This window comes from Paenibacillus glycanilyticus (genome assembly GCF_023715145.1).
Taxonomy (GTDB): domain Bacteria; phylum Bacillota; class Bacilli; order Paenibacillales; family Paenibacillaceae; genus Pristimantibacillus; species Pristimantibacillus glycanilyticus_A.
Genome location: NZ_JAMBNP010000011.1, coordinates 20,786 through 38,398, shown reverse-complemented (window position 1 = coordinate 38,398; position 17,613 = coordinate 20,786). Strand labels below are relative to the sequence as shown.

The following is a 17,613-nucleotide window of genomic DNA, read 5'->3' as shown; positions in this document are numbered from 1 at the left end:
AGGAGCACATGCGCTTACGCGATGTGCTCCTTTATTCCTTCCGGCATTTAGTTCATGAATTGGACGAATTGCAGAAACCGTTTGATCATAACCGCGGCTTCAGCTCGGCTTGCAAGCGCGGCCGGATCGATTGTTGTCTCGGATTTCCCTTTCATAATTTGAGCTGCGAGCAATTCGGCTATCGACTGTTTAGCCCATGCGCTAACGGAGCCGTTATCCGCATACCTTTTAAGAGCATCTTCGTTGACTTGAACGGATTTATTCACATAGCTCAAGGCTCTTGCGATCATAACGGCTATTTGTTCGCGGGTGATTTGTTCATTTGGTTTGAACGTACCATCGGCGTAGCCATTAATGAGTCCCGCCTCAACCGCCGTTGCAATCACGTCTGCGTACCAGTCTCCTTTGGCTACGTCACCAAAAACGGACTTCGCATCCGAGGAGCTGAGTCCAAGGGAGCGGACAAGGATAGCCGTAAATTCCGCGCGGGTAATCGGTTTGTCCGGCGAGAAGCGGTCAGGCGCAGCACCGTTGATTATTCGTTTGGAGGCCAGCAATTCGACATCCGATTTCGCCCAGTGGCCTTGGAGATCAGCGAACGTTCTGCTGCCCGAACTCGAAACAACCGCATAAATGCTATTCCCGTTTCGTTTAATGACAACTTCTTTATGCCCGCCGTTTTCTTGAATAATCGATGGAACAAAAGTAAATGCCCCTGTAACCGGGTCGAATAGAAGGGCCGTCGCATTCGCTTGATCAAGGGTTCCCGGCACAATAACCGTTCTCTCGACATAGGTGCTGCCGAAGCTGGTTATCTCGATGGACTGCCCGTTTGCTTGGGCAAAGATTTTGTAATCCAGCGCGGGAACAAGCAAGGTCAGTCCCTCTTTGCCTGCCTGTGCAGCCAGTAGATCCGCCGCACTGCCTGCCACTCTGTCAATGACGATACGAATCGTCATCTCCTCTGGGCTCGCGCCAAGCTTCTGAGCTAAAGCAGCCAAACCTAGAGCTTTAACGGGAACCTTGTAGCTTCCGAAATCCGTCTGCACAAGAATCGACGCGTCCGGCAGCGCATCCCCAACATTTGCAAGGGCAGATGACGGGATATTTACCTTCACGCTTCCTCCATTGTTTTCCAATTCGATAATGACGGAATTGGATTGTACGCTAGACGGTTTGTTGCGAAGAGCTTGGAAGGCATCCTGAAGCTTTTTCGCGTCAACGGTCGCGGTTGTCTCATTTATGCCGTTTCCGTTCGTTGATCGCGCAATGGTTGCCGCATCCTGCCCCAGCTTGATTCCTTTATCCGTATGTTCCAGTCCTGGCTGAGTTGTTGATCCGCCAGAGGACGGGTTCGAGCCTGAATCGGAAGCAACGGTCACTTGGAATTGCTTCTCCAGATTGCCGTCGGAAGACTTAGCCGTAATGACAGCGGTACCGACACCAACAGCCTTGACCAAGCCTGTTGCAGACACATAGGCCACCTTCGTATTGGCCGAAGACCACACCACTCTGTTATTGCCCGCTCCTGCCGGTGCTACCGTAACATTGATTTGTGCGCTGGCGTTAGGGGACAATTGAAGCTGGCTTGGCGTATTCGCCGTTAAACCCGTAACCCTTATTGGAGCCTCGGCAGAACTATTCGATACGTCCACGCTGCCCAGCTCCAGCCACCCGTCGCTATTCTGCTCCGTATTGGCGAAGCGGAATTTCTTGGCGTCCGCGTTGATATCCTCCAGCGGATTCACGTACCGCATCAAGATTTGATACCTGCCGTTGCTTAATGCCGGATTGCCGGTCGATTCAAACAGCTTATTGTTGTCAAAGCCATTCGTATTCGGAAGAATGTCTTTCAGATCCCAGCCCGGCTCCCATACTTTCACAATTCCATTGTCTGATTTGGCCGCAAGCTCTACCTTCCAGTTGTAGTAGAATGGCGCTGCTCCTTTGTTCTCCAGCTCTACTCCTACCTTCAGATTTCCGTCCGACGCGTCCAGGTAAGCGGCTGGTACGTAATATTCATAGCCCAATCTCCGCGATCCTTCCGCAGCTCTTGCCAGCGGTTCAGCCTCCAGAGGAGTTTGGAAAATTCCTTGCGTAATCAGCCAAGAGGCATGGGTTAAGTTCAAGCTGGTGTAATAATCTTCTCCTTGCGCCCCCTCGATAGGGGCCGACGGTTCATTGTATTTAGGCGGATCATTGTTCCACATTTTCAATTGAATTTCCGGTCTCATCTCTCCGCCCATGCTGTTCGTTTTCCAGAAATCCGTTACCCCTGCGTCATTGACTCTTCCCCAGAAATGCCAGCCTTGCCCGCCGAGGCTTGGCGGGAGCGTCTGGAACGCAAAGGAATCATCATGGTATCCGACGTCGAAGTTTTTGGTTTTTAAGATGCTGTTGTCCATCGGATAACGCAAGACGAGCTGCGTTTCGTTAAAAGCATTATCCATATCGGTAAGAACCCGCTTCAGGTTGGCGTCGGATGGCATCAGATTTGGTGATTTGATGTTCCCGTCATAAGGATACGTATGCCACTCGCCCCAGAAACCGATCAATCCGATTGTCAGGAAGCCGATACGGGGATCGCCGTCATAACGCGCTCCAAGCGCGTGAATGAAATTGTCCAACGCTCCCATTAAATGCTCGTCATTATAATTAGGCGCTAAGCTCGTTGCATCCTTGCCGTTGTTGTATTCCGAATAAGCATAAGTCTCCAGCCCTTCATCCAGAAGGAATTGCGGGATTCCGGACGGTTTATTCGGATAGTCCAGATAAACCCTGAATACGGCTTGGTTGCCTCTGGACGCGACGGCGTCAAGCCGTTTGTCCAGCTCCGCCCAATTAAAATCATTCAGGTTGTTCATCAGCTTATTAAGCGGCAAGTAGAAGAACTCCATGCTATAAGGCAATTGCGTTGGCCGGTCTCTCCAATCATCGCCTTCCCTGAAATAGGTTTCCTCCGCTGCATCGTAGAAGGGAAGGAAGCCTTTGAGCGGATTGTCTACAGGTGCATGCTGATAGGTTAGCGCCTCCGTTCCCGCTGCCGTTGCCCAAGCAGGCGCCGCTGGATGGTCAACGGGATCTGTTGTTGGTCCTTCTCCCGATCCGCCGGTTCTGCCGGCTAATGCATAGAGACCAATCTGGTCAATACTGAGCACATTGTCCGTTTGATTGTTCGGGCCAAAGCCGAATTGAATTTGAAGAACCTTGCTTGCATCGAACTCCGCGTCGCAAGCATCGCAGCCTTGCCATGCGGATTGGGCGAATGCGCTCCAAGGAATTCGAACCATTCCTTTGTAGCCGGCAGCGACGGATAGGGAGCCTCCGCCAAGCGTGGTTGTCTTCCAGCCGCCATCGGCATCATAGAACTGTACGGCTCCGCCTTGTTTTAAAGAAAATTCGCCCTTTGGCGCATCCGTAACAAGCGAAAGATTCAAATCCATGCTTTTGCTGGTCGGCGAGACATTATTAACCCAGAAGGTGAGTCCGTCAAATGCGGACCAATCCGAATCCGCTCCGCTAAAGGCGACGCGTTTAATGTTTACCCAATCGGATACGGGTTTGCCCGGAGGAGGAGTAACGGAAAGCTTCATCGCTTGACTGCCATTCGATACATTCGCATGGTCAATCGTGCGAAGGGTGGACGGCTCTCCGGATTCCCAGTCTATTCTCCAGATGCTCTGCAAAGCGGCATCGTCAGCATAAGATTCGAAATCGTCCAATACTTTGTCAGCCCGATAGAGCAAGATGTCGTCAATGGTGATGACGTTATGGCTATAACCCGCTGGCGGGTATCCGAACTGAAGTCCGGTTACTTCGCTTGGATCAAGCGCGGCTGCGCAGTCTGCTTGAACACCGTCACACTGCCATGCGGATTGAGCGAATTGATCCCAAGAGATTTTGACTACGCCTTGGAATCCCGCAGGAACATTGAGCGAGCTTCCGTTAAACGCGGCAGGATGCCAGCTTCCGTCAGCTGCGATAGTTAAGGCATGCCCGCCTTCCTTCAAACCAAACTCGCCTTTGGCGACTGGCGTTTGAAGCGCGACATTTAAGCTGAAATCCTTATTGTCGTTCGTTGCATTGTCCACCCAGAAGCTTAAGCCGTCATACTTCGACCAATCTTTCTTGTCGGAAGGGATGGCATGGATAATATTCGACCATTCCGAATCCGCGATTGCAGTCGACAGCTTGAGCCCCTTGCTTCCGCTTGACTCTCCAAGCGCTCTTGTAACCGAACCCGGTTTGTCTGACCATGCTTCCGTCCATGCTTGCCCAAGCGCAGCATTATCCGCATAGGACTCGAAATCGTCTATGAGCCCCGGTTTGTCTGACCCAGGATCGGTGCCGGGATCGGTACCGGGATCGGTACCGGGATCCGTGTCCGATTCGTACTTATCCGTAAAGTAGATCTCATCGATAGAGATGGTTCCCGTCGTCCCCCACGTGGCTTGGGAGATTGCAATGCTCCAGATCGTCTGCGATAAATCTACCCCTTGATTAGGCAAGTCGATCACAATGTCTTTGTAGCTTGTCGTTACCGTATCGCCGCTGAATTGACCGAGCGTTTTCGTTACGCCGCCAATGCCGATATTGACCTGATTCTCTTCGCCACCGGCTGCTCCTTTTACCCGAATGACCAGTTTGCCCGTATCCGCAAGATTTCGGCCGATATTCGTTTCCATCCGGGACATATTCTGATATTGCAGCGTTAAAACGCCGTTCTCCACAACACCGGCGCCACTCCCATTGGCAAATCCGCTTGATCCGGTCCATTGGTTGAGATCATTTTGAGTGCTTCCGGACCATGCCGGCGTTCCGTCATAATCATCCACGAGCAAGCGCTTTGGCGGCGCCGGCGGCGATGTTGGAGGCTCGGAACAAGGGGCTGCGCAATCCCCTATTCGTACCGGCCCCAAATTCAGCCAGCCTTCCTTGTCTTGATCCGTGTTCGCAAAGCCTACTTTTTTCGCCTTGCCGCTAATAGCCTCTAACGGGTTAACGACCTTCATAACCAAATAATAGTAACCGTCATTTAGACCTGGAGCCGCAATTGTCGCATCGAAATAATAGGGTTCACCGAATGATACGTACTTCGGATCGCCAGCCACATTCCATTCCGGGTACGTTCTGATCTGCGATGGCATAACCTTCGTCATATCCCAGGTTGTATCCCACTGTTTCACAAGCTTACCCGTTGCATTCTTCACTCCCAGCTCTACCTTCCAAGGATAAGCAAAGGGAGCGACGCCATTATTTTGAATGGTTACGCCAACCTTAAGCGGGTCGCCTTGCGCAACATCATTATAATGGGCGCTCTTCACATTCAGATCGTAGCCCATCTTTCTCACGCCTGCGGCAACGGCTGCATTGTCAGCATCATAGTTGCTGATACCGCCCTGGTTAATCATCCACGTCGCATGAGTCAGTTCAATATCGTCCATGGCATCATCAACGTTAGCTCCGCCGGAAAAGAAGCTGCTCTGAATTTCCGGACGCACCTCTCCGCCAACCGATTCCGTTATCCATTTATTCTCCGATCCGGCCTCCAGCATTTTGGTCAGGAACGAATAATAGGCTCCGCCCATACTTTCGGGCTGCGTTACGCTTTGCAGCGGATCGCCTTCCTTATAACCAAAGGAGTCGTCATGGTAGCCCATGTTGTATTCCGATGCGCCAGGCAAGCCGGGATACCGGACCTCCAGCTTCGTGTAGTTGAAGGCTGTATCATAGGCGCCGAAAAGCTCCTCGATGGTATCCGCGCTAGGCATATAATTCGGCAATCCGTCTGCAGCATCCTCATCATAAGGGTAAGTATGCCATTCCCCCCATAAACCAACGAGGCCCATATGAATAAAGCCGATACGCGGATCACCGTCATATTTTGCGCCAAAGGCTTTAATAAAGTTTGTCAGATACGCGACCATTAACGGATCGTCATAATCCGGCTCGTCTTGGTCAAACGTATCGTTGTGACGCATGGCAACGCCGCTGTCGCGAATAAACGCCGGCATGGCATCCTCTTTGCCGGGATACTCCAGATAGACTCTAATCGCCGCCTGATTCCCTCTTGCCGCAATGGCATCCAGCGCCGGTTCAAGACCAGCGTCAAAGGTATAAGAATCCGGGCCATTCATCACCGCTTTAAGCGGGACATAATACCACTCCAAGCTGTGGGGGAATGAAGTCTCCGTTTCCCACGGATAGAACGGCGCGAATCCTTTCAGCGGATTGTCCAGCGGGCTTGGAGCATAGGTCAGGTCATGCTTCGTTAGAGCACTATCCACCGCAGGGCTCGGAAATGGATTTGTTGGTACACCAGCTTGGGCTGGGGCCGGGTCCGCGCTTACTCGGCTCGGACTATTCCCAAAGAACGTGCTCAATAACAAGCTTACGACGAGCATCACTTTGAGTGACGTACTCCTGATCTCATGCATGGCTAATGGTTTCATCAAAATCCTCCTTTTAAATCTGAAAGCGCTGTCAACATCGAACAAATCAATCCGGACTCACAGAAGTCCGGATACCTATTAACCTTTTGTCGCACTGAAGGCGATCCCTTCAATAAACTGCTTTTGGAATATAAAGAAGAGAATAATCATCGGAACGACCGCCATAAAGGCACCAGCCATTAACACCGGGTAATCGGTTCCGAACATGGATACCAGCGTAGCTATGCCGGATGACAGGGTCATCTTCTCGGGAGAGCTGTTAATAATAAGCGGCCATTGCAATTCGTTCCAGGCCCACTGAAGCTGAATAATAACGATAGCTACCAAAGCCGACCTGACTAAAGGAAGCATGATATGCCAATATATTTGGAACGGATTGCAGCCGTCCAGAACGGAGGCCTCTTCCAATTCCTTGGATATGCCCATGAAAAATTGCCTTAGAAGAAATGTAGCAAAGGGGCTGATTAATGAAGCAATCCAAAGCGCGGTAACGGTATTCACGAGTCCCAATTCGCTCATCATCATGTATTGCGGCGTATAGAAAACGGGATTCGGCACCATCATGACCGATAGAATCAGGATAAACAGCAGAGAGCTTCCCGGAAACCGGATCCGGGCAAAAGCATACGCCGCCATTGAACTAAAGATAACGGGAAACACGGTCTTCATTACCGCCGATATGATCGTATTCATGTAATAATGCGGAAACTCCGATTGCTTGATCGCTTCAATATAACCTCTAAAGCTGGGGGCATCCGGAAAATAACGGATCGGAATTTGCGTAGCTTCCGTCGTTGTCTTCAGCGAAGTCAGCACCATCCAAATAAATGGCACAAGCATAGCGATGGCGCTGATAATAAGAATGATATGAACAACCAGGTTGATCTTCTTAGACGTTAAGCTGTGCATATTTAGGTCTTCCCCCTTCCTTAGTCGTAGTGGACCCATTTCTTCTGAAAGGCGAACTGAATGCCTGTCAGCGCAAGGTTAATGACCAGCAACACATTGATGATTGCCGCGCCATAGTTGCGGTCATTATAAATGAAGCTGTTTTGGTAATAGGCATACACAAGCGAGCGAACCGACGGAAGCGCGACATTCGTCTTGCCGATAATCAGATAGATCGAGTCGAAGATCTGCGTAGCTCCAATGAATAGAATGATGCTCGTGAAAAACAAGGTTGGCGTTAACATCGGAATCGTAATAAATCGAAACTTGTTGAATCGCTTGGCGCCGTCAATATCCGCCGCTTCATAAAGAGATCTCGGTATTCCTTGCAAGCCTGCGAGAATGAGCAGCATATTCATGCCGATTGCCCCCCACACGCCAACGATAACGAGCACAAGCATGGCATAATGGCCATTAGACAGCCACGCCATACGCGTCCCCAATAAATGGTTGATGAGTCCGAAATCCTGGGCGAACAAGACAACCCATACCATCGCTGCCGCGGCGGGCATGGTCACTTGAGGCAAGAAAAAGATGACGCGATAAAGGGAAACCCCTTTGATCTTCGTATTTAGCAGGACGGCAAACAAGGTAGAGAGCACCAGCGTAACGGGCACAAACATAGCTACATAAATCAGGGTGTTACGCAGATTCTGCCAGAACTCTTCGTCATGGACCAGCTTGACGTAGTTATCGAATCCAACCCAATGGTTATCGGTTCCAAAATTTGAAGAATGCTGGAATCCCAGCAAAATCGATTGAACAACCGGCCAACCCCAGAAAACCAATGTGCCTATGAGAGTTGGCGCAATCATGAAATAGGCCCACACATATCTGCTTCTGGAATTCAATTTCACCACTCCCTATTCATCGGAGACGCTCCCGTCAGCAGGAACGCCTCCCGATTTCCTTCCTATTAAGCGGTACTTATTTGGCGTCCGCGATGGCTTGATTCATCATCTCCGCAACCTTCTTCGCGGCCTCTTCTACCGAGATCGCTCCGCCCCATGCTTGGGACATAATCTCAGGCTCTTTCGCGAACCATACCGGATACGCCATCGAACCACTTGGATACGGAGTGGCATCCGCCACTTGCTCCGTGAATACTTTCAGATTCAAATGCGGTCTGGAAGTCAGCCAAGCATCCTGCGTGCCGTTGTATGCCGGAATAGCCGCGCCCATTTGCGCCGTAATTTCAGCGGCTTTTTGCGATCCCAGGAACTTGAGGAACAGCCAAGCCTCTTCTTTGTTTTTGCCGCTTGCGGACATCACGTTGCCGAGGCCGTTAATGATATTGGCTCTTTTCGCTTTGCCGATAGGCAATTTCGCCCAATCCCATTTCCCCTTGATAATTTCGCTGCTATCAATATCGCTGATCCGCCAGGATCCGTCGAAGATCATCGCCAATTTGCCGGATTTGAACATCTCGGTTGCTTCCACATCCGTCATTTGCTGATGAGTTGGAGAAGCGCCGTCAACCGTCATTTGATAGCGGGCTTGCAATGCTTCGACAGCAGCCGGATCATCGTACCCCGACTTGCTCATGTCATCGGCAATAATTTTGCCGCCGTTAGCCAAAATATCGTTCCAATAGCCGGTTTGCGTGTCCATCTTCGCTCCGAAACCGTAGATGCCTTTGTCAGGCTGGCTCAGCTGTTTGGCAACCTCGGCCAGCTTGGCGTAAGTCCAAGTGTCGTCCGGATAAGGAATGCCCGCTTGATCGAACAGCTCTTTGTTATAGGCCAAACCAATCGTGTCAAAATCCTTCGGAATGCCATAGTTCTCGCCGTTCAGCGTATAAATGGAAGCAAGATTCGCGGCATAGTTTTTCAGATCGATTTCTCCAGCCTCAACCTTGCTTGTGATCGGCTCAAGGAATTTACCGGATGCATAAGTAGCAAATTGACCTCCGTGCATCCAGAACACGTCTGGCAGTGTGCCAGCAGGAGCGGCAGCGGACATTTTCGTCCAATAATCGCCCCATGGGATAACTTCGACCTTCACCTTAATATTCGGATTTTGAGCCGTAAACTCTGTCGCGATGGCTTCCATCGCCGGCTGTTGAATTTTATCCCAGATCGCGTAAGTAAGCGTTACGTTCTTCTTGGGCGCTTCAGTCGCTTCCCCGGCATTGTTGCTCGCACTATTGCCCGGATCGTTACTCGGTTTGTTGTTCGTGTTGTTCGAGTTGTTGCCGCATGCAGCAGTGATTAAAGACAAAATCATCATGACAGCCACAAGCAAGAATGAAAATTTGTTTCTTTTCGCCATATAGACATCCCCCTAATGATTGATTTAGGCAAAAAATTTGCGCAATCTCTATCCTCCGCAAACCCGCTTGCCTCTTACACACTTAGTTTAAACCATTTGCATAAATGCTTTAAATGCCTCATTTTTAAGATCATATGCCTAAATGTTAAGATGAAAAAAGGTTTGCATTCAAATCCTTATTCATCCATAATATCAATAAATAATTGCGCAAATTATTTCATAATACAGATTGGAAGTGTCTGCGATGACAATTACGGTGTTGCAAAGAGAGCCGGGAGAATTCTGGTGGGGAGGCGTAATAAACGAAGGGCATCTCATGCCTTTTGGCGGGCAGCCCCATTCTCGCGATTTGCGTTTGACGGATGATAACCAGGCTTCGCCCTTATTGCTTTCTAATCGGGGAAGATCTATTTGGTGCGAGGAGCCGTTTGCCTTCTCCTTTAATGAGAACACCCTCACGATTAATCACGAGCAGAGGATCGAGATTGAAGAAGGGCATGAGACTCTTCAAGGCGCTTATCGGCACGCATCCAAGAAGCATTTCCCTCCTTCGGGCGTTACGCCTGACCAAATAGCCTTTACGGCTCCGCAATACTGCACTTGGGTAGAAATGTTTTACGAACCGACACAGGAGAAGCTTCTTCATTACGCAAAATCCATTATTCGGAACGGCTTTCCTCCAGGCGTGTTAATCATTGACGATAATTGGATGCAAGACTATGGAACCTGGGATTTCGAGAAGCATCGATTCCCCGATCCTGCGGGAATGATCAACTCCTTGCACGAGTTAGGATTCAAAATCATGCTTTGGGTATGTCCGTACGTAAGCCCAGACAGCATCACGTTCCGCCAATTACGCGACAAAGGCCTTTTAATGAAGCATGCCGACGGCACGCCTGTCCTAAGAAGATGGTGGAATGGCTACAGCGCGGTCGTTGATTATACAAGCGCGGAAGGATCCGCATGGTTTAAGCAGCAGTTAGACAGGCTTATTGCGGATTACGGGGTTGACGGCTTTAAGCTTGATGCAGGAGAGCCGGTGCTGCCCGGCTTGCTGAATGACGTCTCGCAGGATGTCGCGTGGTCGCGTCCTATCCTCCCCATGGAGGATTGCGAATGCTATGCCCGGCTGGGAATCGGATACGCGCTTAGCGAGCTGCGCATGTGCTGGAAGCTCGGAGGGCAAGCGCTCATTCAGCGGCAGCGGGACAAAACGCATACGTGGGATGCGACTGGACTTGGGGGGCTCATCCCCAATGCTATTGCTCAAGGACTCATGGGATATGCCTATAATTGTCCGGATATGATTGGCGGAGGAATGGATGGGGATATTAACTCGCCTGATTTCCGATTTGATTCCGAGCTGTTTATCCGTTTTGTTCAATGCTCGGCGTTATTCCCCGCCATGCAGTTCTCGATGGCTCCTTGGCGAGTGCTGAGCGGTGAAGAATTGTCCTGGTGCATGGAAGCGGTACAGCTCCGGACGAAGCTGGGTCCTCTGCTCTTCGAGCTTGCGGGCCAAGCTGCGGAAGATGGACTTCCCATCCTGCGCAGCCTGGAATTCGTGTTCTCGAATCAAGGCTATCATGCCGTTCAGGATCAATTCATGGTTGGCGACTCCATTCTGGTAGCCCCTGTCTTGATGAAGGGACAGCGGACTCGAATGATTCAATTTCCGGAAGGCCGATGGCTCGGCGATGACGAAAGTGTAGTAGAAGGCCCTATTCAGGCAGAAGTCCATGCGCCGCTCTCCCGGCTGCCGTGGTATCGAAAAATCTAAATCGTGCTTCGAGGAAGGTGATCTTTGGATGAAAACAATCAAGCTTGCCGTCATAGGAGCAGGAGCGCGGGGTTTCCTGTCCTATATGCCGTATGTTCAAAAATTTCCGGGCGAGGTAGAGGTCGTCGCCGTTGCGGAGCCAAGCCTGGAGAGAAGAACGAGATTTGCGGAAGCGTTAAACCTGACTGCGGATCAGCTCTATTCAACCTGGGAAGAGCTGCTAAGCCAACCCAAGCTTTGCGATGCGCTCCTTATCTGCACGCAGGATCAGATGCATTACGAGCCTACGGTCGCCGCTCTTAGAAAAGGGTATCATGTCCTTCTGGAGAAACCGATGTCGAACAGCCCCCGCGAGTGCGTGGAAATGGAAGCCGTAGCCCGCGAAGAGGGGCGCTTGCTCTCGATCTGCCATGTTTCGCGATATACCCCTTTCTGGGAAAAAATGAAGCAGCTTATCAGTAACGGTTCCATCGGAGACGTCATGTCCATTCAACATAACGAAAACGTCGGTTACCTCCATTACGCTCACAGCTTTGTGCGGGGCAACTGGCGAAACGATACGCTCTCAAGTCCAATGATTCTGGCAAAATCTTGTCATGACATGGATCTCATTCGCTGGCTTGTTGACGCGGATTGCGCGAAGGTCAGCTCCTTTGGCTCGTTAAGCCACTTCCGGCTTGAGAATGCGCCAGAAGGATCGACCAACCGCTGCACGGATGGCTGCAAAGTTGAAGCCTCCTGCCCCTATTCGGCATTGCGGTTCTACATGCAGGACACGGAATCCAATCCTTTTGCGGCACTTATCGCGGATCCTCCTACCGAGATAAATAGAATGAAGGCGATTATAGACGGTCCTTACGGCAAATGCGTATACAGAACGGATAATAATGTAGTCGATCATCAAACGGTAAACATGGAATTCGAGAACGGCGTTACCGTTATGTTCAGCATGAGCGGGTTTACGCGGGATATTAACCGCATCGTTCAAATCATGGGGACCAAAGGGGAAATTCGCGGCGATCTCTTAAACGGCCGTATCGAGCTGTTCGATTTCTCGTCCGGCAAGCAGTCGGTCATTCAAATCCCCGTCAGCGAGAGCGGTCATCAAGGCGGCGACGACGGAATCATGCGGCAATTTGTGTCCGACCTCCGGAACGAACGGTATATCGGCACCTTAACCTCGGCGCAAGCCTCCCTGGAAAGCCACTTAATGGCTTTTGCCGCCGAGAATTCAAGGCTCAATGGCGGCGCCCTTGTAGACATGAAGCTCTTCCGTCAATCTCTTGCGCCAAGCGCAACCTTACCAAGCGATACCGCTGTTTAAAAAGAACGAAAAGGCTGGCCCGCGCAACTGCGGGCCAGCCTTATTTTTTACTCGAAACGAATCTCGTCTATCCAGACGGAGCTGTTGCCTCCATGCCAGAAGGTCATCGTCAATTGTCCGGGGCTGCTGCGATCAACACCGTTTGCCGCCAGATTAATATTGAGATCCTTGTAGCTTGTCGTAACGGTATCCCCGCTGAAATCCGCCAGCGTCTTGGTCACTCCGCCGATCGTGAGCTGAATATGACTTTGCTCGCCGCCATTCGCGCCTTTGATGCGAATCACCATCTTCGAGTAGCTTCCGATGTTTTGGGTAATATCCGTTCCCAACCACCCGTTGTTGTTGTACTCCAGCTTCAATGCTCCTGAATCAATTACTCCCGCATTGTTTACGAAGCTGTTTGCGCCCGCCCACTTGCCGAGATCATTGCTTCCCGGCCAGCTCGGCGAGTTATCGAAGTTATCCAGCAGCAAAGCATTGGTTCCGCCCGCGGCATTTGTCGTTACATTAATTCCCGTGCTAGCCGCGGATAGATTGCCCGCTGCGTCCTTCGCCTTCACCGTATACGCGTATGCCGTGTTGGCAGCTAATCCGCTATCGGTAAAGCCGGTTGCGGTTGACGTGCCGGCTTGATTCCCGTTTCTGTAGATCACATACTGCGCAACGCCGACATTGTCCGTCGAAGCGCTCCATGCTAAGCTGACGCTGCTGGAGGTTTTGCCGGATACGCTCAGATTGGTTGGCGCAGTTGGCGCCTGCGTATCACCGCCGCTGCCGCCTCCGCTAATCTGAATACGGTCAAAGTCGGGCGCCCAGCCTGTCGGGTTAGAGAAGTGGATGGTATTATTGCCCGCGTTCAACTGTACTTGCGTCTGAACGGTGCCAATGGCAGTCCAGCTTCCCGTGCTTGGCAGGTTAAGCGTAACAGGCGATCCGCCGTTAACGCGTATTTGAGCGGAACGCGCCTCGCCGCTGAGATAAGACACGGTCATCGTATACGTTCCCGCCGCTGACGCGCTTACTCCGTTAAATTGGAGCGTACCGTCATTATTGCCGACATACCCTACTTTCGAGCCTCCCGAACAGGTGCTGCACGAGGACACGACCGCCGCTCCGGTTCGCGTATTCGCCGCAGCCTCTGCTTCATAGGCCGCCTGATTACCGCCTCCGCCGGAAGCGTTAGTTGTCGCGCTTACGGAGCTGCTTGCGCCGGATACGTTGCCCGCTCCATCCTTGGCTCTAACGGTATAGGCGTAATTCGTACTAGGATTTAGGCCGGTATCGGTAAAAGTCGTACCTGTCGCAGAGCCTGCCAATACTCCTCCGCGGTAAATATCATAGCCGGTCACGCCTACGTTGTCGGTTGAAGCCGACCACGTCAAGCTGACGCTGCTTGACGTCGTACCGCTTACCGCCAGATTACCCGGAACGCTCGGAGCTTGAGTATCCGTGCTTCCCCCGCCGCTGTAGCCGCCATCATAAGCCGTTTGGGTCAAGCTATAAGACAATGTATTATCCGGCTTCAGCTGATCGAAAGGTCCAATGTTCTGATCCGCGGGATCCATGCCGATACCCACTTTGCCAAGCGGTGTTCTGCCGCCCGTATAATAGTTCGTGTTGGCAAATCTGGCGCTTGGCTTATAGCCGTATGGATCCAATATGGAAAGCGCCAAGGTGTAGGTTCCCGCCGGCATATTGGACGGAATGGCAAAAGCCCCCGAAACCTGTTGCACGGCTGGCGCTTGATTGTATTGGCGCGTCGCGGCGTTCCAATCGTCACCCGGCATCCAGTTCCGTATGTCCACGCCATTGAAGAGGCCCTTCCAAGCTACGGTACGGTCGCTTCTCAGCAAGCTGGCTTCCACTGGCCAGTTATAATAGAATGGCGCCGAACCTTTATTCACCACCGAGAAGGATACGTTCATCGCCCCGCCGGGCTGCACGCTGCCGGAATAAGTAGCCTGGTTGATGACGAATTGATAGCCGAATTCCTTCTGCATCAAGGCAGCGCCTTGCGAGACGGCAGAATTGCCTGCATCGTACAGATCAATCCATCCCAAGCTTGTTGTATGTGTTTTTTTGATCCAGTCGATCACATAGTTCCGATGGTTCGGATCGCTTAACGTGTCATTCGGGGAATCACCCGGCTGAATTTGCTTTTGCCCCCAATCGTAGGCAACCTCGCCGCCGTTCACTTGCGTTCTCCATACGTTTCTTGCAACGATGCCTTCCCCGCCCGACAGGTCATCGATTAATGCGAATGAGTCCCACAGGAAGCCAAAGTTATAATTGGTGAAGGTATCGGGATAGCGCACCTGGACCTTCTTGTTCTGAAAAGCCTGCGAAGCCGCGTCGCCTAACGCGGTCTGGAAGGTGAGCGGCATCCGGTCCGTCCCGTCGGCCAGCTTATCCGGCCAAATATGATGCTCTCCCCAGTTCCCCCATAAACCCAGCTCGATATAAGCAACTCTCGGATCATTATCCCAAGCTTGACCAAGCTTCTGGATAATGGCTGTCAGACGGCTCTTCAAGGTTTCCGTTGTCCACTGCGTCGTTACGTCTCCATGAGGAACGCCTTGCGGCCAATACTCCCCACCGTTTGGATAGACGATGAATACGCGGGGAATGACCTTTTTATTCTGGCTTTCAATCCCTGCCCAAGCGGTATTGCTCCAATCCTTGATCTTCTGAACGGAATCGGAAGCCGCATTCTCCAAATCCGTGTATTTGATGTAGTGCTTAAACACGGTCCCGTATTCATGATTGGAAAAACCGGTGTCATTCATGAACCGGGTTGGCCGGAATCCCTTCAAGGGATTCTTGAACGCCTCAGGCGTTTCCGTTAAGTTAACCGTAATTGGACCAACAGCTGCTGATGCCTTATCAGGAAACGGCAATGCAAACGAACCTCCTGTCAATAAAACAAACGACAATAAAACAGTAAACGCTTTCAAGACTGACCTCGAACCCATGCTTCTCATCAATCATCCCTCCCGCGGTAGTAAATTTTATGCAAATAAATTGCGCAATTTATTTGCGCTCTTAGTATATTCTACCAGCGTTTACTTCGTCAATCACAGATTCCGTCGGCAGCTGCAGCCACAATAAGAAAAACGCAAATAGCCGCCCTCAGATAATCATTACCTGAGAACGGCTATTTGCGATCCCTTCGCGAGAGAGCGTATTAATGCTTGCCCGCCACTTTTGAGCAAGACTCCCGCTCGATGATCTCGGTCTTTAAACTAATGTACACTTCCGAAATATTCTTGTTCGTTATCAATTCCGTCAGCACTTTTACGATGATTGAGCTTATGTCGTATCTAAATCTTCGTACGGTCGTTAACGGCGGCACCATAAACTCCGACAGCTTAAGATCATCAAAGCCAACCAGCGACACGTCCTTGGGAATGCGGAGGTTCATCTCCGCCAACGCCTTCATCGCCCCGTAAGCGATGATATCGTTAAAGGCGAATATCGCCGTTATAGACGGCTGCTCCGACATTAATTGCTTTACTGCCTCATAACCGTGCGCAGGATCAAATGCCCCCATTAAGACATTGGCGTCGTTCCACGACAGTTCTAAATCGCGAAAGGCGTCTTTGCACCCGTCCAGCCGGTTTAAATTCACCAGATGATTCTTTGGCCCCGCAATCATCCCGATTTTCCGATGGCCTAATCGGTGCAAATATCGAATCACCTCATAGGCGCCTTTCCGGTTATCGTAGTCAATATAGTTCTGACCGCTCGTATAGGTTCTTCCATTCGTAAACACATACGGGATTCCGAGCCTATTAAATTCTTCAAACAGCTTATCGCCCGCAAAAGGGTCAAATATGATGGCCGCGTCCACTTTTTCCTCGCTCAAAAGCTTATAGGCCGGAGAGGACTGCAAGTCCGTGTAATGCTTTACGATATGAATCTGATGACCGTATGCTTCAAATTCATCCTTTAAGTGATTGAGGTCCGCAGAGGTAGAAGGGTCATTATCGAAAAAGTCGTTATTGCCCGGTACGATGACGACTATATTATAGGATATGCCTACCTGCTTGGAGGGAGCGATCCCCGGTTTTAAATGCTCGTTCGCAATATCCAATACTTTTCTGCGAGTCTCCTCGCTGAAATTGCCCTGATTGTTTATAATTCTGGAAACCGTGCTAATCGAAACATTTGCTTTTTTTGCAATTTCTTTTAGTTTAATACGAGCCCCCTCCAATTCTTAAGAAAATTTTTGCACAATAAGGAAATTATATCGTTTCTTATCTTATCCAGTCAATCATGAGCCATAGAATCTGAATTGTAAAAGCAAGAAACCGCCAGGGCACAATGCCTTGGCGGCTTCTTTATCGTTGATCTAATGTATATTCTTTGTCAGCACCTTCAGACGGTCCGACTTGCACAGTTTAGTCATGAATATCAGTTAAACACAATCGATAGTTATTTTTACAGTATAGCCATTATAAAAAATTATAAACATCTACCATATACGAATTAGGCTAGCGCTTCTCTTTAAAGGCGAACTAGACCTTTGGGTAATCAACGACTATAACATTTTCCAGCAATCCGTCTAGTGATTTTACAAATTCCTGATGGACAGGATGTGGTCCATATGAACGAAGCGATTCAAGGCTATCGAATGTAACCCGTAATCCTAGCGTGTAGCCGTGTACGTTTTCCTTTTCCTCCGTTTCATTGAGGCCTGCACTTATATCCAGAATTCCGGGGATACGATCCTGGAACCCCAGCAATTGACCCAGCAGCTCCTGTTGCTTGGCAGGTGTGGCATTACTATTAAACTTGAAAACGACGAGATGTTCGTACATAGCTTTTTACCCCCATAT

The 17,613-nt window shown here is 50.5% G+C and carries 9 protein-coding genes; 2 read left to right on the top strand and 7 right to left on the bottom strand.

Annotation, left to right across the window (positions count from 1 at the left end):
• Window positions 1–47: 47 nt before the first annotated feature.
• The 4 genes from M3194_RS24170 to M3194_RS24155 form a co-directional block, all read right to left on the bottom strand.
• The gene (locus tag M3194_RS24170; RefSeq protein ID WP_251656658.1) at window positions 48–6,452 is read right to left on the bottom strand and encodes an S-layer homology domain-containing protein; all 6,405 of its coding nucleotides are present in this window, start codon (window positions 6,450–6,452) and stop codon (window positions 48–50) included.
• A 78-nt stretch (window positions 6,453–6,530) separates the two neighbouring features.
• Complete coding sequence (locus M3194_RS24165; protein ID WP_251656657.1) at window positions 6,531–7,361, bottom strand: carbohydrate ABC transporter permease; 831 nt, start codon at window positions 7,359–7,361, stop codon at window positions 6,531–6,533.
• 20 nt (window positions 7,362–7,381) lie between these two features.
• Window positions 7,382–8,257, bottom strand: coding sequence for a carbohydrate ABC transporter permease (locus tag M3194_RS24160; RefSeq protein WP_251656806.1), 876 nt, complete (start codon window positions 8,255–8,257; stop codon window positions 7,382–7,384).
• A 70-nt stretch (window positions 8,258–8,327) separates the two neighbouring features.
• Window positions 8,328–9,671 carry an ABC transporter substrate-binding protein gene (locus M3194_RS24155; protein WP_251656656.1) on the bottom strand — a complete coding sequence of 448 codons (1,344 nt, stop codon included), beginning with the start codon at window positions 9,669–9,671 and terminating at the stop codon, window positions 8,328–8,330.
• 244 nt (window positions 9,672–9,915) lie between these two features.
• Between M3194_RS24155 and M3194_RS24150 the strand changes: the two genes are divergently transcribed.
• Together M3194_RS24150 and M3194_RS24145 are read left to right on the top strand one after the other, a co-directional pair.
• The gene (locus M3194_RS24150) at window positions 9,916–11,451 is read left to right on the top strand and encodes a glycoside hydrolase family 31 protein (protein ID WP_251656655.1); all 1,536 of its coding nucleotides are present in this window, start codon (window positions 9,916–9,918) and stop codon (window positions 11,449–11,451) included.
• 28 nt (window positions 11,452–11,479) lie between these two features.
• Window positions 11,480–12,775 carry a Gfo/Idh/MocA family protein gene (locus tag M3194_RS24145; protein WP_251656654.1) on the top strand — a complete coding sequence of 432 codons (1,296 nt, stop codon included), beginning with the start codon at window positions 11,480–11,482 and terminating at the stop codon, window positions 12,773–12,775.
• Between the two features lie 47 nt (window positions 12,776–12,822).
• Here the strand turns inward: M3194_RS24145 and M3194_RS24140 are convergent, their stop codons facing one another.
• The 3 genes from M3194_RS24140 to M3194_RS24130 all read right to left on the bottom strand — a co-directional run bounded on the left by M3194_RS24140 (window position 12,823) and on the right by M3194_RS24130 (window position 17,595).
• The gene (locus M3194_RS24140) at window positions 12,823–15,672 is read right to left on the bottom strand and encodes a fibronectin type III domain-containing protein (RefSeq protein ID WP_251656653.1); all 2,850 of its coding nucleotides are present in this window, start codon (window positions 15,670–15,672) and stop codon (window positions 12,823–12,825) included.
• 287 nt (window positions 15,673–15,959) lie between these two features.
• Window positions 15,960–16,988, bottom strand: a complete 1,029-nt coding sequence (locus M3194_RS24135; protein ID WP_285889531.1) for a LacI family DNA-binding transcriptional regulator — start codon at window positions 16,986–16,988, stop codon at window positions 15,960–15,962.
• A 304-nt stretch (window positions 16,989–17,292) separates the two neighbouring features.
• Window positions 17,293–17,595: a Dabb family protein gene (locus M3194_RS24130; RefSeq protein ID WP_251656651.1), complete on the bottom strand. Its 303-nt coding sequence runs from the start codon at window positions 17,593–17,595 to the stop codon at window positions 17,293–17,295.
• Window positions 17,596–17,613: the final 18 nt, after the last annotated feature.

Excerpts from the sequence above, each read along its gene's own strand:
- M3194_RS24170 (WP_251656658.1), bottom strand. The coding sequence starts at position 6,452 with ATGAAACCATTAGCCATGCATGAGATCAGGAGTACGTCACTCAAAGTG.
- M3194_RS24165 (WP_251656657.1), bottom strand. The coding sequence starts at position 7,361 with ATGCACAGCTTAACGTCTAAGAAGATCAACCTGGTTGTTCATATCATT.
- M3194_RS24155 (WP_251656656.1), bottom strand. The coding sequence starts at position 9,671 with ATGGCGAAAAGAAACAAATTTTCATTCTTGCTTGTGGCTGTCATGATG.
- M3194_RS24150 (WP_251656655.1), top strand. The coding sequence starts at position 9,916 with ATGACAATTACGGTGTTGCAAAGAGAGCCGGGAGAATTCTGGTGGGGA.
- M3194_RS24145 (WP_251656654.1), top strand. The coding sequence starts at position 11,480 with ATGAAAACAATCAAGCTTGCCGTCATAGGAGCAGGAGCGCGGGGTTTC.
- M3194_RS24130 (WP_251656651.1), bottom strand. The coding sequence starts at position 17,595 with ATGTACGAACATCTCGTCGTTTTCAAGTTTAATAGTAATGCCACACCT.